Origin of the sequence: Streptomyces sp. NPDC058469 (genome assembly GCF_042721125.1) — a bacterium.
Lineage (GTDB): Bacteria > Actinomycetota > Actinomycetes > Streptomycetales > Streptomycetaceae > Streptomyces.
Map to the genome: position 1 here is coordinate 63,432 of NZ_JBHXME010000005.1, position 19,581 is coordinate 83,012.

At 70.6% G+C, this 19,581-nt stretch carries 18 protein-coding genes; 12 read left to right on the forward strand and 6 right to left on the reverse strand.

Translation table 11 applies throughout. The features are described 5' to 3' along the window. Window positions 1-91 precede the first annotated feature (91 nt). The 5 genes from ACFWP5_RS04850 to ACFWP5_RS04870 all read left to right on the forward strand — a co-directional run bounded on the left by ACFWP5_RS04850 (window position 92) and on the right by ACFWP5_RS04870 (window position 4,205). The gene (locus ACFWP5_RS04850; protein WP_384150244.1) at window positions 92-661 is read left to right on the forward strand and encodes a DUF5134 domain-containing protein; all 570 of its coding nucleotides are present in this window, start codon (window positions 92-94) and stop codon (window positions 659-661) included. 223 nt (window positions 662-884) lie between these two features. Then, a complete protein-coding gene (locus ACFWP5_RS04855; RefSeq protein ID WP_384150247.1) occupies window positions 885-1,820 on the forward strand; it encodes a M56 family metallopeptidase in 936 nt (311 codons plus the stop codon). A gap of 136 nt (window positions 1,821-1,956) precedes the next feature. Beyond that, the gene (locus tag ACFWP5_RS04860; RefSeq protein WP_384150250.1) at window positions 1,957-2,604 is read left to right on the forward strand and encodes a phosphatase PAP2 family protein; all 648 of its coding nucleotides are present in this window, start codon (window positions 1,957-1,959) and stop codon (window positions 2,602-2,604) included. A gap of 64 nt (window positions 2,605-2,668) precedes the next feature. Next, window positions 2,669-3,364, forward strand: coding sequence for an HAD family hydrolase (locus tag ACFWP5_RS04865; protein ID WP_384150253.1), 696 nt, complete (start codon window positions 2,669-2,671; stop codon window positions 3,362-3,364). Window positions 3,365-3,503: 139 nt separating this feature from the next. Next, window positions 3,504-4,205, forward strand: coding sequence for a Clp protease N-terminal domain-containing protein (locus ACFWP5_RS04870; protein ID WP_384150255.1), 702 nt, complete (start codon window positions 3,504-3,506; stop codon window positions 4,203-4,205). Between the two features lie 115 nt (window positions 4,206-4,320). Here the strand turns inward: ACFWP5_RS04870 and ACFWP5_RS04875 are convergent, their stop codons facing one another. Next, the gene (locus ACFWP5_RS04875) at window positions 4,321-4,569 is read right to left on the reverse strand and encodes a DUF2630 family protein (protein ID WP_384150258.1); all 249 of its coding nucleotides are present in this window, start codon (window positions 4,567-4,569) and stop codon (window positions 4,321-4,323) included. A gap of 262 nt (window positions 4,570-4,831) precedes the next feature. Between ACFWP5_RS04875 and ACFWP5_RS04880 the strand changes: the two genes are divergently transcribed. After that, window positions 4,832-5,578 carry a TetR/AcrR family transcriptional regulator gene (locus ACFWP5_RS04880; protein WP_384150261.1) on the forward strand — a complete coding sequence of 249 codons (747 nt, stop codon included), beginning with the start codon at window positions 4,832-4,834 and terminating at the stop codon, window positions 5,576-5,578. 9 nt (window positions 5,579-5,587) lie between these two features. Here ACFWP5_RS04880 and ACFWP5_RS04885 read toward each other — a convergent pair whose 3' ends face one another. Continuing rightward, window positions 5,588-6,061, reverse strand: coding sequence for a DUF6214 family protein (locus ACFWP5_RS04885; protein WP_384150264.1), 474 nt, complete (start codon window positions 6,059-6,061; stop codon window positions 5,588-5,590). A gap of 227 nt (window positions 6,062-6,288) precedes the next feature. On the opposite strand from ACFWP5_RS04885, the gene ACFWP5_RS04890 reads away from it, so the two are divergent. Further along, window positions 6,289-7,635: an FAD-dependent oxidoreductase gene (locus ACFWP5_RS04890; protein ID WP_384150267.1), complete on the forward strand. Its 1,347-nt coding sequence runs from the start codon at window positions 6,289-6,291 to the stop codon at window positions 7,633-7,635. A 113-nt stretch (window positions 7,636-7,748) separates the two neighbouring features. Further along, a complete protein-coding gene (locus tag ACFWP5_RS04895) occupies window positions 7,749-9,134 on the forward strand; it encodes a nucleobase:cation symporter-2 family protein (protein ID WP_384150270.1) in 1,386 nt (461 codons plus the stop codon). Between the two features lie 238 nt (window positions 9,135-9,372). Here ACFWP5_RS04895 and ACFWP5_RS04900 read toward each other — a convergent pair whose 3' ends face one another. Together ACFWP5_RS04900 and ACFWP5_RS04905 are read right to left on the reverse strand one after the other, a co-directional pair. Continuing rightward, the gene (locus ACFWP5_RS04900) at window positions 9,373-10,635 is read right to left on the reverse strand and encodes an SGNH/GDSL hydrolase family protein (protein ID WP_384150552.1); all 1,263 of its coding nucleotides are present in this window, start codon (window positions 10,633-10,635) and stop codon (window positions 9,373-9,375) included. Between the two features lie 100 nt (window positions 10,636-10,735). Then, window positions 10,736-12,061 (reverse strand): PHB depolymerase family esterase, encoded by a 1,326-nt coding sequence (locus ACFWP5_RS04905; RefSeq protein ID WP_384150273.1) that lies wholly within the window; start codon window positions 12,059-12,061, stop codon window positions 10,736-10,738. Window positions 12,062-12,299: 238 nt separating this feature from the next. On the opposite strand from ACFWP5_RS04905, the gene ACFWP5_RS04910 reads away from it, so the two are divergent. Both ACFWP5_RS04910 and ACFWP5_RS04915 read left to right on the forward strand, forming a co-directional pair. Next, window positions 12,300-13,250 carry a polysaccharide lyase family 1 protein gene (locus ACFWP5_RS04910; protein ID WP_384150276.1) on the forward strand — a complete coding sequence of 317 codons (951 nt, stop codon included), beginning with the start codon at window positions 12,300-12,302 and terminating at the stop codon, window positions 13,248-13,250. Window positions 13,251-13,282: 32 nt separating this feature from the next. After that, window positions 13,283-14,077: a pectate lyase gene (locus tag ACFWP5_RS04915; RefSeq protein ID WP_384150279.1), complete on the forward strand. Its 795-nt coding sequence runs from the start codon at window positions 13,283-13,285 to the stop codon at window positions 14,075-14,077. Between the two features lie 64 nt (window positions 14,078-14,141). Here ACFWP5_RS04915 and ACFWP5_RS04920 read toward each other — a convergent pair whose 3' ends face one another. Next, window positions 14,142-14,897 (reverse strand): PaaX family transcriptional regulator C-terminal domain-containing protein, encoded by a 756-nt coding sequence (locus tag ACFWP5_RS04920; protein WP_384150282.1) that lies wholly within the window; start codon window positions 14,895-14,897, stop codon window positions 14,142-14,144. A 74-nt stretch (window positions 14,898-14,971) separates the two neighbouring features. Here ACFWP5_RS04920 and ACFWP5_RS04925 point away from each other — a divergent pair, with 74 nt between their 5' ends. Together ACFWP5_RS04925 and ACFWP5_RS04930 are read left to right on the forward strand one after the other, a co-directional pair. Further along, a complete protein-coding gene (locus tag ACFWP5_RS04925; RefSeq protein ID WP_384150285.1) occupies window positions 14,972-16,639 on the forward strand; it encodes an acyl-CoA dehydrogenase family protein in 1,668 nt (555 codons plus the stop codon). Window positions 16,640-16,725: 86 nt separating this feature from the next. After that, window positions 16,726-18,828 (forward strand): HEAT repeat domain-containing protein, encoded by a 2,103-nt coding sequence (locus ACFWP5_RS04930; protein WP_384150288.1) that lies wholly within the window; start codon window positions 16,726-16,728, stop codon window positions 18,826-18,828. 88 nt (window positions 18,829-18,916) lie between these two features. Here the strand turns inward: ACFWP5_RS04930 and ACFWP5_RS04935 are convergent, their stop codons facing one another. Continuing rightward, complete coding sequence (locus ACFWP5_RS04935) at window positions 18,917-19,501, reverse strand: hypothetical protein (RefSeq protein WP_384150291.1); 585 nt, start codon at window positions 19,499-19,501, stop codon at window positions 18,917-18,919. Window positions 19,502-19,581 lie beyond the last annotated feature (80 nt).

A 19,581-nucleotide genomic window follows, 5' to 3' on the forward strand; every position in this document is an offset into this window, starting at 1 on the left:
ACGGGAGGGCAGGTGCGCCCGGCCGATCTTCCGAGACGCGGAGCAGACGCAGACGCGGAGCAGACGTAGACCAGGACGTGGACCAGGGGGGATGCGCGTGCACGGTGGACCGGCTTCGCCCGGCTGGCTCTTGGTCGCGCTGTGCGCGGCGACCGGGGCCTACTGCCTGCTGCGGATGCGCAGCCCCGTCGAGGAACAGCGCCGGGCCGCGGGCGGCGAGGCACTGATGGGGTTCGGCATGGCCGCGATGGCCGTGCCCGCCGCGGTGTTCACCCCGCCGTCGTGGGCGTGGCCCGCCTACGCGGCGGTGTTCGGCGCGGCGGCGCTGCGCGCCCTGTGGTCGGCGCGCAGGAGTCCGCACCATGTGCACCATCTGTTGGGCACCGCGGCCATGGTCTACATGGCGCTCGCGATGGCTGCCTCGCCCCCGCACCACCACGAGCACGGCGATTCCGGAGTGCCGCTCGTGACGGGCGCGTTGCTCCTCTACTTCGTGGGATACGTGCTGCTGTCGGGCATCCGGCTGGTGCCCGTCACCGGAGCGGTCAGCGGCGTGGCCGTCGGCACCGGGAGCGTCGGTTGGGGCGACCGGCCGGAGTTGGCGCGGGCGTGCCGGTTGTCGATGGGGATCGGCATGGTCGCTATGTTGCTGACGCTCTAAACGGCGGGGCGGCGGGGGCGAGGCGGGAGTGAAGCGCGGGGAGTGGGCGCGGCTGCACGAAGGGGGACGGGCGCCGCACTAGGCGGGACGGGCGCGCGACTGCCCGGAGGGGGTCAGTCTCCGCGCGAGGCGCGACAAGTGCCGCTGTACGAAATCGTGGTCTGCGTCACTTTGCCGTAACAAGCCGTACCCCTGATCACCGCGGCGCTCATAGGGTGCTCCCATGATGGTCCCCGCGGCACTGTTGCTGCTCGGCGCCTTGGCCGCCGTCGTCGCCCCCCGGCTGCTCGCCCGGGCCGACTGGCCGGACCATGAGCCGGTGCTCGCGCTGTGGGTGTGGCAGTGCGTGGTGGCGGCCGTACTCCTGTGCTGCGTCCTGTCGATGACGCTCAGCGCCGCCGCCGCGTGGCAGGCGGTGCGCGGCCATGTGTTCGCCAACGCCCCGCACGCGGTCGTGGACGCCTATCCCCTTGTGACGACCGGGCCCTGGGCCGCCACGACCGCGGTGGCCCTCGCGTGCGGCGGGGCGTGGACCGCGGCGATGCTGGTCCGTGAAGTCGTACGGGCCCGGGTGCGACGCCGGCTGCGCAGGGCCGAACTCCTCGTGCGCGCCCCGGTGTTGCCCGGCGAGGAGCCCGGTGCCGAGCCGCTGGTCATCCTTGAGGGGGAGCGCCCGGACGCCTGGTGGATGGCCGGTGCCGCGCCCCAACTGGTCATCACCACAGCTGCGTTGCGACGCCTCAAGGGGCGGCAACTGGACTCGCTGCTCGCGCACGAGCAGGGGCACGCGCAGGCCCGGCACGACTGGCTGCTGCACTGCTCGGGCGCGCTCGCGAACGGGTTTCCGCAGGTGCCGGTGTTCGCCGCGTTCCGGGACGAGATGCACCGGCTGGTCGAACTCGCCGCCGACGACATGGCCTCCCGGCGCTTCGGCCGCCTCACGACCGCCCTCGCACTGGTCGAACTCAACGAGGACCGTGGGGTGTTCGGGCCGTGCCCCACGCCGCACGCGCATGTGCCGCAGCGGGTGCACCGGTTGCTCACTCCCCCGGACCGGCTCACGGCGATGCGCCGCCTGGGGTTCACCGCCACGGCGGCACTGGTGCCGGTGGTGCCGGTTCTCGTGGCGTTCGTACCGGGGTTGCGGGCGCTCGGCTGAGGAGGGCCGGGGAAGGGCCGAGGGAAGGTCGAGGAGGGGCGAGAAAGGACCGGGGTAGGGGCAAGGAGGGGCCCAAGAGGATGTAGTCCCGGAGCGGAGTTGACTCCGCCCACCGCGAGTCGGCGAGGATCGTCCCATGCACTACCCGCCTCGCCCCCCGACTCTCCGGCAGACCGGCATCACCCTCGCCCTGTGCTCCGCGCTGCTCCTCACCCTGGTCGCGGTGGAGTGGCGTCCGCTGATCGACGTCGACGCGCGGATCGCCCGGACCACGCATCGCTGGGCGGTCGAGGACCACGGACTGACGCACACGTTCCGCATCCTGACGGACTGGGTCTGGGACCCGCTCACCCTGCGCCTCGTGTGTGCGGCCGCCATGGTGTGGCTGGTGTGGCGACGTTCGGCATGGTGGACAGCTCTATGGCTGGGGGCCACATGTGCGCTGGGCACACTGTTGCAACAAACCCTGAAGGCGCTGGTCAACCGCCCCCGCCCGGTATGGCCCGACCCCGTCGACTCGGCCGACTACGCAGCCTTCCCCTCGGGCCACGCCATGACCGCCACGGTGGTCTGCGGCCTGCTCCTGTGGCTGCTCCACGACTACGGCGCCGGACGCGCTGTGTGGCGTACGGCCATGACCCTGGCCGTGATCTCCGTTGTGGGTGTGGGAATCACCCGTGTGTGGCTGGGCGTGCACTGGCCGTCGGATGTGGTGGGCGGGTGGGTGCTGGGGGCGTTCGTGGTGGCGGTGGCCGTGGGGGCGTACGAACGGTGGCGGGTGTGAGCGCGGCCGCAGCGGGACGCACAGCACACGCAACAAGCAGAATGTCGCTGCGTAAGATCACCGCATGAATGCCGTCCTCTTCGACTTCTCCGGAACCCTCTTCCGCATCGAGTCCACCGAGTCCTGGCTGCGTGCCGTGCTGCGCGAGACCGGGACCGCGCTGCCCGAACCGGAGTTGACCGAGGCGGCATGGGCGCTGGAGTCGGCGGGGGCGATGCCGGGTGGGGCGCAGCCCGAGCAACTGCCCGAGGAGTTCGCGGAGGTGTGGGCGATCCGGGACGAGAGTTCCGCGCTGCACCGGGCCGCGTACACCGGCGTCTCGCGCCAAGTCCCGCTCCCCGACCCGGCGTTGCACGACGCGCTGTACGACCGGCACATGACGCCGGCCGCGTGGACGCCGTACCCGGACACGGAAGACGTGCTGCGGACCCTGCACGAGCGCGGGATCGGCGTGGGCGTGGTCAGCAACATCGGCTGGGATCTGCGGCCCGTGTTCCGCGAGCACGGTCTCGACCCGTACGTGGACGCGTACGTCCTGTCGTACGAACACGGCATCCAGAAGCCGGACCCGCGCCTGTTCAGCGTCGCCTGCGAGGCGCTCGGTGTCGACCCGAAGGACGTGCTGATGGTCGGTGACGACCGGCGGGCGGACGGCGGGGCGGCCGCTCTGGGCTGCGGGGTGCACTTCGTGGACCACCGGTTGGTGACCGAGCGGCCGGACGGTCTGCGTCCCGTGCTTGAGCTTGCCGGGCGGAGGTAGGGCGGCTGCTGGGCTGACTCATCATTGGGCCGGAGCCTGATCATCGGGCTGGAGCACCTCCGGATCATCACGCGGGAGCACCCCGAACGATCGTCAATTACAAGTTGACGATTGAGCATCGTCAACTTAAGGTTGACGCATGAGCCCACTCGACATCAGCCTCGCCGATCTGATCGCCCGTCTCGACGAGGAGCTCCCCGACACCAACGAACTGGCCCGCATCAGCGAAGCGCGGCTGCGTGCCCAGACCCTGTCCGACCTCGGCGACCAGCTCATCGACCACTACGTCAGCAAGGCCAAGCAGGTCGGCGCGTCGTGGACCGAGATCGGCGACGCCATCGGGGTGTCCAAACAGGCCGCCCAGCAACGCCACGCACCCGGCCCCTTCGAGCGGTACACCAACCTCAACCGGCACAGCATCGTGCTCGCGCAGGAGGCCGCTCGAACGCACAGGCACGACTCCATCGGCACCGAACACCTTCTGCTCGGCCTGCTCGGCGAACCGCAGGGCCTGGCGTACGAGGTGCTGGTGGCGAAGACCGAGTCGGAGCAGCGCGTCCGCGACGCGATCGAGGAAGCGCTGCCGCCGGCCGGGGCGAAGGTGCTGCGGGGTCACATCGCGTTCCGGCCCGAGAGCAAGGAGGCCATCGACCAGGCCCGCCGCGCGGCGGCCGACCTCGGCCACGACTGGGTCGGCACGGAACACGCGCTGCTGGGACTGATCCGCGTCGAGGAGAGCCCGGCCGCGCAGATCCTGCGCAACCTCGGCTTCACGTCGGACGAACTGCACGAGACGGTCAAGGCCGAGATCACCAACAGGCTTGCCGCGCGCGGCAAATAGCGACGAAGCACCGAAGCGATCAGCAGTAACGAAACGGGGCGAAACAATCCGTGGCCGCGCCCGTCCGGGCCGACGCGGCCTCCCCACCCGTCAGCTCACGCCAACGCGCGTCACCTCACCCCTGATACCCCTCCACCTCGGACTCCGGCCGCACCCGCGCCTCGTCAGGGTTCTCCCCGAACTCCGCCTTGGCGCGGCGCTGGCGCAACAGGTCCCAGCACTGGTCGAGTTCGCGTTCCAGTTGCCCGAGTCGCTGATGCTCCGTGGCGCTGTCGATCGTGCCGGACGCGACGGCCTCCCGGAGCTTGCGCTCGTCGTCGACCATCTCGTTGATCCGCGCGAAGATCTGCTGGTCCTGCTCCATGCCCGTGCGCCTCCTCGGCTCGATATCCGTGCCCACTCTAGGGACGGATCACGTGCCGTGCGACAGATGTGCGAGAAGGCGGCGCCGGACACCGGTTCAAAAGTCGCCCAAGGAAACCATTGGGGTGAAAAGGAGCCGCCCGCCTGAGACGATCCCCCGCGTCGCCCCAGACGGACGGCAGCATGCGCCGAGCCCCCTCGACGGGAGACCCGGACGTCCTGAGTATAGTTGGCTGATAGCCAGTCAACGCAGGAGTTACAGCATGTCCCCGCGAAGCGCATCGGTCAATGAAGAGTTGCGACGGCGTTCCCGGGAACGACTCCTGCAGGCGGCCCTGGAACTGGTCGGTGAGCGTGGGTACGAGGCCACGACCTTGGGCGACATCGCGGACCGGGCCGGCTCGGCGCGCGGTCTGGTGTCGTACTACTTCCCCGGAAAGCGCCAGCTCGTGCAGTCCGCCGTGCACCGTCTGATGCACCGCACGCTGGAGGAGGCCCTGGAGCGCGAGCCCCGGACCGACGACGGGCGGGAGCGGATGGCGCGGGCCATCGACGCAATCCTGGGCCTCGCACACGACCGGCCCGTACTGATGCGCCAGCACATGGCCGGACTCCTCCAGGGCGAGGGCTTCGTCCAGTGCCCGGAGCAGCGACGCCTGTCCGAGCTACTCGGGCAGACGATCGCGCGGTACGGGTCGGGGAACGTCCCCTCCGACTACCCGATGCTGCGGGCCCTGCTCATGGGCGCGGTCTACTCGGCGCTCGTGCCGGGGGTGCCGATGTCGATTCCGGTGCTGCGGACCGAGTTGTTCGAACGGTACGGACTCGACTGGGAGTTGGGGATTCCGCCGGAGGCCCGTGCGCGGGCCGGGGCTGCCGACACCGACCTGTCACGGTTCTTCGCGACGGACTACAGATCCACACCCACCCCCACGCCGCCCGCACCCACGCCTGCACTCACACCCGAAAGCTCGGCCGACGACCGGCCGGCCGAGCCCTCCGACGCGTAACGGGCTTACTCAGCGCCTGGCATGACGAGGCGTCAGGAAACCCGCGTCCCGCGCCTGCGAGATGAGCCGAAGAGACCGGCGCCGACTGTGCCCGGTCGCACACATCACCGCGAGGACGGGATCAGCCCCCTCCTCCTGTGCGGCGCGGTACTCCTGGGCGATCTGCCACCGACCCTCGATGCCTCGCGGCCAGGCCGGCCGCGCCCGCCGCGCTCCGCCCGACTCCGTCCACTCCTCCCCGTCCGCCGGCACCGGTTCCAGCCCGCACGCCTCGCAGAGCGGCCCCTCCAGCCAGTCGGCCAGCACCGTCAAGTCGTCGAGGGACAGGGCCGGTTGGGCCCGTACGTCCTCGACGGAGACGTTCTGCTCGGACACCACGGCGAGGGCGTCGACCCGTGCGCCGTCGGGGAAGGCCAGCCGGACGTGGAACCACGAGGTGGCCCCGTCGTGCTCCTGCACTTCCCACGCGGGCCACACCGACACCGCACCGTCCGACGGAGAGCGATCGGAAAGATTAACAAAGGATGCTTCTAGCACACACGCAACGTAACCGCATGATCACATTCCATACGAACGGACACGCGCGCCCCCAGCGCCTACGGGTGCGTTCGGCACCCTGTCAGCGGAGCACCGGTGGTGCGATCCTGGAGGTGTCAGTGGTCTGGCGAATCAGCGTTCTCCTGCGTGCCTGACGGGTGAGGAGTTCCGCCGTGCTGCGTGTCGCCGTCGTCGGCTCCGGGCCGAGCGGGGTCTACACCGCCCAGAGCCTGGTCCAGTTGGAACCCGGGGTGCTGGTCGACGTCCTGGACCGGCTGCCGTGCCCGTACGGTCTGGTGCGCTACGGCGTGGCGCCGGACCACGAGAAGATCAAGTCGCTGCAGAACAATCTGCGGGCGGTCCTGGAGCACGGGCGGGTGCGATTCCTCGGCGGGGTGCTCGTGGGACCCGGCGGACTGTCGGCCGCCCGATTGCGGGAGTTGTACGACGCGGTCGTGTATTGCGTGGGTGCCGCCACCGACCGCCATCTGGGAATTCCCGGCGAGGAGCTGCCGGGCAGCTGGTCGGCGACCGAGTTCGTGTCCTGGTACAGCGCCCACCCGGACTCCACCGCCGACGGTTTCGTGCTCGGCGCGCGCTCGGCCGTGGTCATCGGCGTGGGCAACGTCGCGGTGGACGTCACGCGGATGCTGGCGCGCGGCGCGGCCGAGCTGAGCCGTACCGACATACCGCAGGCCGCGCTCACCGCGCTGGCCGCGAGCGGGGTCACGGACGTCCACATGGTCGGCCGGCGCGGTCCGTCGCAGGCCCGCTTCACCACCAAGGAGCTGCGCGAACTGGGCGGCCTCCCGGACACCGAAGTGACCGTGGATCCGGCCGAGTTGGCGCTCGACCCGGACTGCCTCGACTCCTCCGCCCTGCCCGGCACCCAACGTCGCAACGTGGAGGCCCTTCGCAACTGGGCCGCGCTCCCTCCTCAGGGTGCCCCACGCCGCATCCACCTCCGCTTCTTCCTCCGTCCCGTCCAACTCCTCGCCGACGCGGGGCGCGTGGGCGCCGTGCGCTTCGAACGCACCGCGCCGGACGGGCGGGGCGGAGTGGTCGGCACGGGCCAATTCGAGGAGATCGAGGCGCAGTTGGTGCTGCGCTCGGTGGGCTATCGCGGGGTGCCGCTCGACGGGCTGCCGTTCGACGCCGAGCAGGGCACCGTGCCGCACCGGGCGGGCCGTGTCGTACGCGAAGGGCGGACCGTACCCGGCGAGTACGTGGCCGGCTGGATCAAGCGGGGCCCGACCGGCGTCATCGGCACCAACCGCCCGGACGCCAAGGAGACGGTGACGTCCCTGCTCGCGGACGCCTCCGTGCTCGTAGCGAAGGAACTGCCCGAAGATCCCCTCACCGTGCTGCGCGCCGAGGGGATCGATCCGGTCGAGTGGGTCGGGTGGGAGGCCATCGAGCGGGCCGAGGCGGAGTTGGGGGCCTCGCTCGGGCGGGGTGGTGTGGTCAAACTGCCTGACTGGGATGCCTTGCTGGCGGCGGTACGTGGGTCGCACACATAGCAGATGGGCATGACACACAGCGGCAACAACCCAGAAATCAACAAACTGTTCAAGGCGCCTACGGTCTCGAACTGTTCGCACGTTTCTCCCCTCTCCGCCGCTCAGGAGTGCCCATGGCCACGACCACACCCGCACCCGCACCCGCACCCGTGCATCCAGTCGACGAGGTCCCACCCGTACGGCAACTGGCCGCCTTCGGGCTCCAGCATGTGCTCGCGATGTACGCGGGCGCGGTGGCGGTGCCGCTGATCGTGGGCGGGGCGATGAAGCTGTCGGCCGCCGATCTGGCGTATCTGATCACCGCGGACCTGCTGGTGTGCGGGATAGCCACGCTCATCCAGTGCATAGGTTTCTGGCGGTTCGGCGTGCGGCTGCCGATCATGCAGGGCTGTACGTTCGCCGCAGTGTCGCCGATGGTGCTGATCGGTACGACGGGCGGCGGACTGCCCGCGATCTACGGCTCCGTGATCATCGCCGGGCTCGCCATCGCTCTCCTGGCGCCCGTTTTCGGCAGGCTGCTGCGCTTCTTCCCGCCGCTGGTCACCGGCACGGTGATCCTGATCATCGGTCTGTCGCTGCTGCCGGCGGCGGGCAACTGGGCGGCCGGCGGCCAGGGCGCGAAGGACTTCGGTGAGCCGAAGAACATCGCTCTCGCCGCGTTCGTCCTCGCGGTCGTCCTCGGTGTGCAGCGGTTCGCGCCGGCCTTCCTCAGCCGGATCGCGGTGCTGATCGGCATGGCCGTGGGGCTGGTGGCCGCGGTGGTGTTCGGGTTCACGGACTTCAGCGGGGTCGGGGACGCCGACTGGGTCGGCATCAGCACGCCGTTCCACTTCGGTACGCCCACCTTCCACGCCTCGGCGATCGTGTCGATGCTGGTGGTGGCGCTGGTGACGATGACCGAGACGACCGGTGACCTGATCGCGGTCGGCGAGATGACCGATCGCAGGATCGAGCCGCGCTCCCTCGCGGACGGACTGCGCGCCGACGGCCTCTCCACGGTCCTCGGCGGCATCTTCAACACCTTCCCGTACACGGCGTACGCGCAGAACGTCGGCCTCGTCGGCATGACCCGCGTCCGCAGCCGCTGGGTCGTCGCGGTCGCCGGTGGCATCCTCGTGGTCCTCGGCCTGCTGCCCAAGCTCGGCGCGGTCGTCGCGGCGATACCCGCGCCGGTGCTCGGCGGCGCGGGCCTGGTCATGTTCGGCACGGTCGCCGCGAGCGGTCTGCGGACCCTGACCCAGGTCGACTTCAAGGACAACCACAACCTCACGGTCGTCGCCGTCTCGGTGGCCGTGGGCGTGCTCCCGGTCGGGGTGCCGACAATCTACGCACAGTTCCCGGACTGGTTCCAGACGGTGATGAACAGCGGTATCAGCGCGGGCTGCCTGACGGCGATCCTGCTGAACCTGCTCTTCAACCACCTTCCGGCGAAGGGGAGTTCACCCGCCGCCGGCACCGCGACTCCCGCCGGCGCTGTCGCGGAGGAGCCTGTCCTCTAGGGCCTGTCCGGCGGATCCTGTCGCAGACGCGGGGCGTGGCACGCACTCCCCCACTGCCCAAAGGGCGTGAGCCCCGGCGGAGTTGCCATCGGTCGCCGGCTCCCCCGTTCTCGGCGCCCGTGACGGCAGCCGCTGATGTCAACGTCCCTTCCGCCTTGCAGCCGCACGCACGACGCACCACTCACCGGCACCGATCAGGCACCGCCGATTTTTTGCGCCCCGATCCGCCGGCCAGGTGCTACCGCAGCAGTCCGGCGGGGACTGTCGCCGCCAGCACGCCGTACCCCGCCGGATTGAGATGCAGCCAGTCGCCGACCTGGAGGGACGGAAGCAGGCGGCGCGGGTCGGCGGGGTCGCGTACGGCGCGGTCGAAGTCGAGGACCGCGTCGAAGCAACCGGCCGTGCGGATCCAGGTGTTGACCGCCCGGCGGGAGGACTCGCGTTCGCCCGCCGGGTCGTCGTAGGTGTTGCCGCCGAAGGGCAGCAAGGTCGCGCCGTGGACCCGGATGCCTTGGGCGTGGGCGCGGACCACGATCTGGCCGTAGGCGGCCAACAGGTCTTCCGTGACCTGGTGTTGGGCGGCGGGGGTCGCGTCGGCGGTGCCGATGTCGTTGACGCCCTCGAAGACGATGAGGCGGGTGACCCCGCTGCGGGAGAGAACGTCACGGTCGAGGCGGGCGAGCACGTTGGGACCGAGCCCGTCGTTGAGGACCCGGTTGCCGCCGGCGGCCTGGTTCAGGATCGCTACGGCCGCGGTGGCGGGGTGGGTGCGGAGGCGGTCGTAGAGCTGGTCGGGCCAGCGGTCGTTGGCGTTGGTCGTGGAGCCTCGTCCGTCGGTGAGCGAGTCGCCGAGGATCGCTACGGCCGTGGTGGCGCGCGGGGCCAGGACCTCGACGTCGCTCAGCAGATACCAGTGGTCGACCGGGGTCGCCCCGGGCAGCAGATCCTGGTCCTCGGTGTGGTCGCCGGTGCGGAGGTACGACGTCGTGCGCGAGCCCGGGTGCGAGGTGAGCGCGAGGGAGGGCTGGCCCGTCGCCAGGTACGTCGTCACAGTCAGGACGGACGCGGCACGCAGGTCCAAGTCCATTGGGTCGGAGACCAGTTGGGCCCCGACGGGGACGGTCGCCGATCTGCGTCCGGCGAAGGTGACCGGCCTGCCGCTGCCGGGCACGGTCGCACTCGCTCCCGCCTTGCCGTCCTGCGGGAGCGCCAGTGTCACGGCGGTGAGTGGGAGTTGGGTGTCGCCGTAGGCGTTGGAGAAGCGCAGGCGCAGCTTCCGGCCTCCGGTGGTGACGCGGAGTGTCTGGCGCAGGGTGGTGTCGACCAGGACCGACTTGGTCCCGGTGAACGGTGCCGGTGGCAGGTTGGCGGGCTCGGTGAGCTGGGGCATCGCCGTCCAGGTGGTCACCCAGTGCGCGACGGGAGGGGCTGAACTTCCCTCGGCGCGTGCGGGGTTGGTGGCGACCAGGGCCGACAGCGCTGTTGTCGTCGTGGCCACGATCGCTGTCCGTCTCGTTGGCTGCACGGAACCGGCCTTCCTCTGGCGGGAGTTGGGGGCGAGGGTGCGTGCCGGGGGCGGATGGCACGCACCCCGGGAGGGGTCAACCGACCGTGCAGGCCGTCCCGTTGAGCGTGTAGGCCGTCGGCGCGGCGCTGTTGCCGGTGTGGTTCGCCTGGTAGCCGATGGTCACGCTCGCGTTGGGGGCGAGGGTGCCGTCGTACGACGCGTTGGTGGCCGTCACCGCGCCGGAGGCGGGGGCATAGGTCGCGCCCCAGCCGTTGGTGATGGTCTGGCCGGTGGGCAGAGTGAAGCCGAGCTGCCAGCCGTTGAACGTGGTCGTGCCGGTGTTGGTGAGCGTCACGGAGGCGGTGAGGCCGGTGTTCCAGGCGCTGGTCGTGACCGTCACCTTGCAGGGGCCGGTCGAGGGCGGGGGTGTGGTGCCGCCGCCGGTCAGGCCGAAGAAGGTGAGGACGCGGGCGCCCATGCCGTAGGTGTAGAGGTTGTGGGTGACGCCCTGGAGGCTGATCGCCTCGACGGGGGCCTGGTCACCGGTGGCGCCGTAGCGGGTGCGGGTCCAGCCTGTTGCCGGGGAGTCGGTGGCGGCCGGGGTCTGGCTGACGCCCAGCACGTTCGTCCACTGTTTGATCTCCTCGCCGAAGTTGGGGTAGCGCAGCGTGTCGTCCGCAGTGCCGTGCCACAGCTGCATACGGGGGCGGGGGCCGGTGTAGCCGGGGTCGGCGCCCCGGACCAAGTCGCCCCATTCCTGCGGGGTTTGGATGACCGTGCCGTTCGCGCAGGCGGTGTTCCACTCGGAGCCGTCGGTGGTGGCGAAGCAGCCGAACGGTACGCCGGCGAAGGCGGCGCCCGCGGCGAACACGTCGGGGTAGTCGCCGAGCAGGACGTTCGTCATCATCGCGCCGGAGGAGACGCCCATGGCGAAGACGCGGGAGGTGTCGGCGGAGTAGGTGCTGGCCACCCAGTCGACCATCGACCTGATGCCGACCGGGTCGCTGCCGCCGTCACGGTGCAGGGCCTGGGGCGAGGAGACGTCGAAGCACTTGCTGGCGCGGGTGACCGACGGATAGACGACGATGAAGCCCAACTGGTCGGCCAGCGAGGCGTATTCGGTGCCGGAGTACATCGCCGGACCCGATCCCCCGCAGTAGTGAACGGCCACGACGATCGCCGGGTGCGCGGTGACGGTGGCCGGGACGTACACGTACATCTGCAGGTTGCTGGGGTTGGCGCCGAAGCCGGTGACCTCGGTGAGGCTCGCGGTGGGGACGGCCTCGGTGCGGGCGGCGGCCGGGGGCGCCAGGAGGGCCAGGGCCGCGAGGAGCGGCAGCAGCGCCCCGAAGAGCGCGATGAGTACCGAACGCGGCCTTTTCCGAGCGGACTTGAGGGTGTTGGTGACTGTGGGGCGCACGTCGTCGTCCCTTCCTGATCGCGGCTCGTGCGGCATCTTTCGGGGAGAGCAATCGGCATCGTGACATGGACATGAGCGCCATGGAAGCGCTCCCACGCTTCGAATAGTTTCTGCACAGGGCGTTGACTAGAAAGCGCTTGCACTCTACGTTCCGTTCAGAAGTGTGACCGCGCGGTCCTTCATGGCGTACATCGTTCACGTACACGATCAACTAAGCCCTCCGAAGGGACGCACCCGCATGCGTACTCGCAGATCAGCTCCGGCGGTGGCCGCTCTCGCCGTCGTCGCCGTGTTCGCACTCCCCCAGTCCGCGTCGGCGGTCGACGCCTCACCGGTCGGTTTCGGTGCCGGGACGACCGGTGGCGGTAGCGCCGCCGCGGTCACGGTGTCGACGCTGGACGCCTTCAAGTCGGCGGTCACCGGCGGCAGTTCGAAGGTGGTCAAGGTCAACGGCCTGATCTCGCTGAGCGGTCAGGTCGACATCGGGTCCAACACGACTGTCCTGGGGGTCGGTTCGGCGTCCGGGTTCACCGGTGGCGGGCTGCGCCTGAAAAAGGTGACGAACGTCGTCGTCCGCAACCTGAACATCAGCAAGCCGGTCGCGCCCGCCGACGGCATCACCGTGCAGGCGTCGACGAAGGTGTGGATCGACCACAACGCCTTCTCGTCCGACCTCGACCACGGCAAGGACTACTACGACGGCCTGGTCGACATCAGCCACGCCTCCGACTACGTCACCGTCTCCTGGAACACCTTCAAGAACCACTACAAGGGCTCGCTCGTCGGCCACAGCGACAACAACGCGAGCGAGGACACCGGGCATCTGCGGGTGACGTACCACCACAACTGGTTCGACCAGGTCAACTCCCGTATCCCCAGCCTGCGTTTCGGCACCGGGCACTTCTACGACAACTACGTCGTCGGCGCCGAGACGGCCGTGCACTCGCGCATGGGCGCCCAGATGTTCGTCCAGAACAACGTCTTCCGGGACACCGAGGTCGCCGTCACGACGAACCGGGACAGCGACGTGGACGGGTACGCCAACCTCAGCGGCAACGACCTCGGCGGAGCCGCCACCGAGATCTCGCAGGTCGGCACCTTCACCAGCCCGCCGTACAGCTACACCGCCGAGCCCGCCTCGACCGTCGTCGCCTCGGTGACCGCGGGCGCGGGCACCGGAAAGCTCTGACCACTCCCCCACCTCGGAGAAGGAATCGGGACATGACTTCTTCCGCACGATCGCGTGCGCTCACCGGCGCACTGGCCGCCTTCGGCCTCTCCATTGGCATGATCATGGCATCCGGCACCCTCTCGCCGGCCAGTGCCGCCACCTGGCCCACCGCGAGCGGCAGCCAGGCGGTGACCTCGACGATCTCGGTCTCGGGTACCAAGGACTACGGGATGCTGCGGCTGTACGGCAGCGGTGACCTGGGCACGGGCAGTCAGGACGAGGATCAGGGGCCGATCCTGGAGCTGGCCGCCGGTGCCGTGATCAAGAACGTCATCATCGGCTCGCCCGCCGCCGACGGCATCCACTGCCTGGGCAGCTGCACGCTGCAGAACGTCTGGTGGGAGGACGTCGGCGAGGACGCGGCGACCTTCCTGGGCTCCTCGTCGTCCAACGTGTACACCGTCAACGGCGGTGGCGCGAAGGAGGCGAGCGACAAGGTGTTCCAGTTCAACGGGGCCGGGACGCTCAACGTCTCCAACTTCGCGGCGCAGACCTTCGGCACGTTCGTCCGCTCGTGCGGCAACTGCAAGACGCAGTACAAGCGCACGATCAACCTCAACACCATCGAGGCGACCTACAAGGGCAGCCGGATCGTCGGCATCAACACCAACTACGGTGACAGCGCGACCCTGAAGGCCATCACGATCGTCGGGGACACCAGCAAGAAGATGATCCCCTGCCAGAAGTACATCGGGAACAACACGGGCGCGGAGCCGACGACCAACGGCACGGGCGCGGACGGCACTTACTGCAAGTTCGCGTCGTCGGACATCACCTACAAGTGAGGCCCCCACGGTGACGGCGGCCGTACGAAGCGTCCCCGCACGACGCTTCGCACGGCCGCTCCGGCTATGCCGGGTTCCCCAGCACGGTCGCGATCAACTCCCGCCGGTGGCGGGTGTATTCGGTGCGCAGAGCAGGGCCCGGCCAGTCGGTGGGCAGGAGTTCGGGGGGCAGGACCGGGTCGGCCAGCAAGTGCCGCACGGCGGCGGCGAGTACGGTGAAGCAGTCGGCCGGGTGGTCGGCGGTGGCGGTGATCCGGTCGAGCAGCGCCTCGGCCGTCTTTGCCCAGGCTTCAAGTGGCCAGAGAGTCCCCGCCAGTTGGCGGGCGGGTTCCTCGGGGCGGGTGGTGAAGTGCCGGGCGACCGTGCCGAGTTCGTCCGGTCGGGGCCGTAGCAGGTTGGCCGGGCGGAGCCAGACTCCCTCGCGGAGTTCCGCGAGCCGGAGGGCGGTCAACTTGCCGCGCAAATCGGCGCGTTCGGCGGGACCTCGGCCGGTCGCGGTGACGACGGTCATCTCCCAGTCGCCGTCCCAGGCGCGGGTCTCGGGGTGTACGGCGGCGTCCTGGCGGCGCTGGCGTTCCAGCAGGCGGTCGCTGAGCCGGTAGACCGCGTCCGTGCTCCGCAGGTCGCCGGCGGCCACCATCCGGCTGAGCGCGGCCCGCAGCGTGGAGCCGGCGACTCCGAGCGGTTCGACGGCACGCAGCAGATCCCGTACGGGCAGCTCTGGCGGGTGCGTGCCCAGCAGCAGGCTGAGGACGACCGACCGTGCGGACAGCGGGCGCAGGTCCACCTCGTTGGGCCCTTCCGACACGTTCATCCGCATGGCCTCGTACTCTACGTGGCGATTCTCGTGTTACATCATTGGTGCGGCCGTAGAGATAGTGCAACACTGCACGTATGGCCCAGACACTCGCGCACATACAGCCGCAGTCGCGGAACGCCACGCACGACGTCACCAACCAGCCCCCGCCCCTGACCCCGTACGACGCCTCCGAGGACGCGGCCCTGCTGGAGGGGCTGCGCCGGGAGGGCGCAGGCTGGGCCGAGGAGGACGTGCGGCGACTCGGGCGGGCGGCGGGCAGCGCGGAGGCACAGGAGTGGGGTGAGCAGGCGAACCGGCACGAGCCGGAGCTGCGCACGCACGACCGCTACGGCAACCGGATCGACGAGGTCGAGTTCCACCCGAGCTGGCACCGGCTGATGGGCGTCGCCGTGGCCGAGGGGCTGGCCGGCGCGCCCTGGGCGGACGAGCACCCCGGCGCCCATGTGGCCCGTACCGCGCGGGGGTTGGTGTGGGGACACACCGACGCCGGGCACGGCTGCCCGACGTCGATGACGTACGCCGCCGTCCCCGCCCTGCGCAGTACGCCCGAACTGGCCGCGGTCTACGAGCCGTTGCTGACCAGCCGGGTGTACGACCCGGTCCTGCGCGTGCCGACCGAGAAGCGCGGGCTGCTGGCCGGAATGGGGATGACGGAGAAGCAGGGCGGCTCCGACGTCCGCACGAACACCACGGCGGCCACCCCCACCGCCGAACCCGGCGTGTACACACTGCGCGGCCACAAGTGGTTCACGTCGGCGCCGATGTGCGACGTGTTCCTCGTCCTGGCGCAGGCCCCGGGCGGTCTGTCGTGCTTCCTGGTGCCGCGCGTGCTGCCGGACGGCAGTCGCAACACGTTCCGTATCCAGCGGCTGAAGGACAAGCTGGGCAACCGCTCCAACGCGTCCTCGGAGCCCGAGTTCGACGGGACCGTCGCCTGGCTGGTCGGCCCCGAGGGGCGCGGCGTCAAGACCATCATCGAGATGGTCAACTGCACCCGCCTGGACTGCGTGATGATGTCGGCGACGCTGATGCGCAAAACGCTCGTCGAAGCGGGCCACCATGTGCGGTACCGGTCCGCGTTCGGCGCGCGACTGCTCGAACAGCCCCTGATGCGCAACGTGTTGGCCGATCTGGCGCTGGAGTCCGAGGCCGCCACCACCCTCACGCTACGACTGGCGGGCGCGGCGGACCGTGCGGTGCGCGGGGACGACGCCGAGTCGGCGTTCCGCCGGATCGCCACCGCCGTCGGCAAGTACTGGGTCACCAAGCGCGGCCCGGCCTTCACCGCGGAGGCCCTGGAGTGCCTCGGCGGAAACGGCTACGTCGAGGACTCGGGCATGCCCCGCCACTACCGCGAGGCACCGCTCCTCTCCATCTGGGAGGGCTCGGGGAACGTCAACGCCCTTGACGTCCTACGGGCGTTGACCCGTGACCCCGGCACGGCGGAGGCACTGTTCGCCGAACTCGCCCTGGCGCAGGGCGCGGACACCCGCCTGGACGCGTCCGTGACCCGCCTCAAGGCCCAACTCGCCGAGGCCACCGAGACGGGAGCCCGCCGTCTCGTCGAGCAGATGGCGTTGGCCCTCCAGGCCTCCCTCCTGGTACGACACGCCCCGGCGGCGGTCGCCGACGCCTTCTGCGCGACCCGGCTGGCGGGCGACTGGGGACACGCCTTCGGCACCCTCCCCGACTCCGCCGACCTCGACACGATCCTCGCCCGCGCTCTGCCCGAAGGAGACTGACCCTCGGTTACCTCCCGATTCCGCTTCGTTGTCAGTGGCGTGGTGCAGACTCGCGATCAGTTGGCACTGCGCCTGGGGAGGACAACGTGTTCACGGGGATCGACGAGGTCGGCTGGGCCTCACTGCGGCATGCGTACGGCAGTGCGGAGGACGTGCCCGGACTGCTCCGGGGACTGGCCTCCACGGACCCCGTCGAGCGGGCGGGCGCGCTCGACGGGATGTACGGCGCGGTGCACCACCAGGGGATCGTGTACGACTCGACGCTCGCCTGCGTTCCGTTTCTGTTCGCTCTCGCGGCTCGCGAAGAGGTCGCGGACCGGGGCGGGTTGGTGGAACTTCTGGTCAGCATCGGACGGGGACACGGACCGGAGGAGGAGGAAACGGCTGACGGGCGCGGGCCGGAGCAGGAGGCCGGGGACGGGCGCGGGTCGGAGCAGGAAGCGACTGACGGGCGAGGGCTGGCGGATGTAGCCGTCCGCGCGGGGGCCGAGGTCTTCGCCGTACTCGTCGGGGACCGGGACTCCGGCGTGCGCCGCGCGGCGGCCGAAGCGCTCGCCCAATTCCTCGGTCAACCCGCGCGCGTGCTGGGCCTGTTGCGGCAGCGGATCACGGTGGAGCGCGACGACCGGGTCCTGCTCTCTCTCACCGAGAGCCTCGGCCTGTTCGTACGCCGACACCCGTCCCATGCCGCCGACGCGCTGGACATCCTGCTGACGCTCGGCACTCCGCCGTACGACCCCGGTCTACGGCTCGCCGCGCTCGGCCAACTCGCGGGCTGCGCGCCCGATCTGCTCCCCGCCGACCTGGTCCCGACCGTCGTCGAGCTGCTCGGGGAGCGGTCCGAGCAACGCCGGTCGGGCCGTTCGGCACCGGCCGAGGACGGCCACCCGGACACGCTCGCCGGGCGGTTACGGCGACTGCGGCCCTCGGACGAGGAGGGCGCGCTGCTCCTGCGTACGCTGCACACCGCGCTCGGCGGGCGGGTGAGCGACCGGATCGCCTTGCTGGAAGGGCAGTTGACCAGCCCGGACGCGGCCGACCGGTGCAACGGGGTGTGGATGTCGGCGGGGTTGTTCCGCGAGTGGCGAGCCGACTACACGGTGCCCGTCGAACTGATCGGCGAGCAACTGGGCGCGGGGGCACGTCCGTTGCTCGGTGCGGCGGTGTCGGACCGGTTGCGCGACGCGGCGGTGTCGGTCCTCGGCGATCTCTACCGATTGGCCGCGCCTGCCGCGAACCACCTCCACGCGCTGGTGACCTCCCGCCCCGACCTGTGGGTGCACCGCTGGGAACGCCGGGCACCGACCCTGGGCGGTCCGCTCAAGTCCCTTGCCCGCAGCGGCGATCCACGGGCGACACCGGTACTGGCCCAGGTGCTCGCACAACCGGTCGCACCCGACGATCTGGGGCGCGTGATCGTCCACCTCGGCCGATCCGCCGCTCCGCTGGCCCCGGCGCTACGACACCGGCTCGGCCAAGTACCCCTCGACTCCCCCGAGACGTACGAGCGCGCCGTACCCCTGCTGTCGGCGCTGACCGCGCTCGCCGATCGGGAGGCGGTGCCGGAGGTGTTGCGGTTGTTGGGCGGGATGGCGGACGGGGTGCGGTCGAGGCCCCGGATCGTGGAGTCGGCGGTGCGGGCGCTCGACGCGTTCGGAGGTGGCGCGGAGGGGGTCGTACCGGCGCTGCGGGGGCTGTTGGAGTCCGAGTGCGCCGGTGTCGCGGCGGGTGCTCTGTGGTCAGTAGAGGGGGATGCGTCGGCCGTACTGCCGGTGCTGGTGCGGGAGTTGGCGGGACCGGACGCGCATCGGCGCCGGGCTGCCGCGGAGGCGCTGGCGCGGCTGGGGTCGTCCGCGCGGGACGCGTTGCCCGGGTTGTCGCGGATGGTCGAGGCGGAGTGTGCGCGGGAGCGGACGGTGGGTGCGTGTGCGTTGTGGCGGGTCACCGGGGAGGTGGAGAGGGTGCTTCCGGTGCTGCGTTCGGCCTGGGTGGAGCATCCGGGCGTGCGGGGCGTCGTCGCCGCGTGTCTGGTCGACATGGGGGCGGCCGGGGCGCCGCTGCATGACCTGGTGGAGGCCGAACTCGCCGCCTCGCGCCGGCACTTGGTGCGGTCGGGCGGGCACGGGAGCCAGGACGTTCTGGAGGACGAGCGGTTGTTGGAGGTGTGCCGGGAGGTACGGGCGGAGTGACCTGGGCCGATTCTGTGCGACGGGCATGACGAGGGTCCCTGTCTGCCGATCCGCATGCCAGGGGCGCACGCGACGCCGTGCCGGGCGCTCAGCCCGTCTTGCGCCCCCACAGCGGGCCGAAGCGGGCCCACTCCTCGTCCCACTGCTCCATGCGCCGGCGTTCCAGACGACCGCGCAGGGCTCGGGCGCTGACGAAGGGAACGGCCGCCGCGCCCACTCCCAGCAGGGTGCCGATCATCACGGCCCGCAACTGGGCCTGCGAGGCGGTGGCGGGCTTGGTGACCAGGTGGCCCTGCGGATCGGTCCAGACGGTCACCGGAGCGCCTATCGCACTGCCGGAGGGGACGCGTATCTGGCCGGTGTGCGAGGAGCCGTCCACGGCCGTCCAGCGGACCTTCGCCCAGACCAGCTCGCTGCTGGTTCTGGTGGAGTTCGCAGGGGCGGAGCCGGGCGCGTCCTGGGTCACCAGGGCCACCGCCGGTTTCCAGTCGACGCGCTCCTGGGCCAGTTCGTGTTCGACGGACTGGGTCGCCGTCAGACCGGCGAGCACACCGGCGAGGACGGTGATCAGCCAGGCGCCGAGCACGATCCACGATTCCACCGCATCGGCACGGCGCTTGAGCGGATTGCGCCGCCACCGCCACAGCCACACCTTCGGACCTCGGAACGCCATCGAAGGCATCCTCCTCATGAACGCACTGACATGCCGAACCGTCCTCCCATACGGGAGACGTCCCCTCGATGCTCACGACG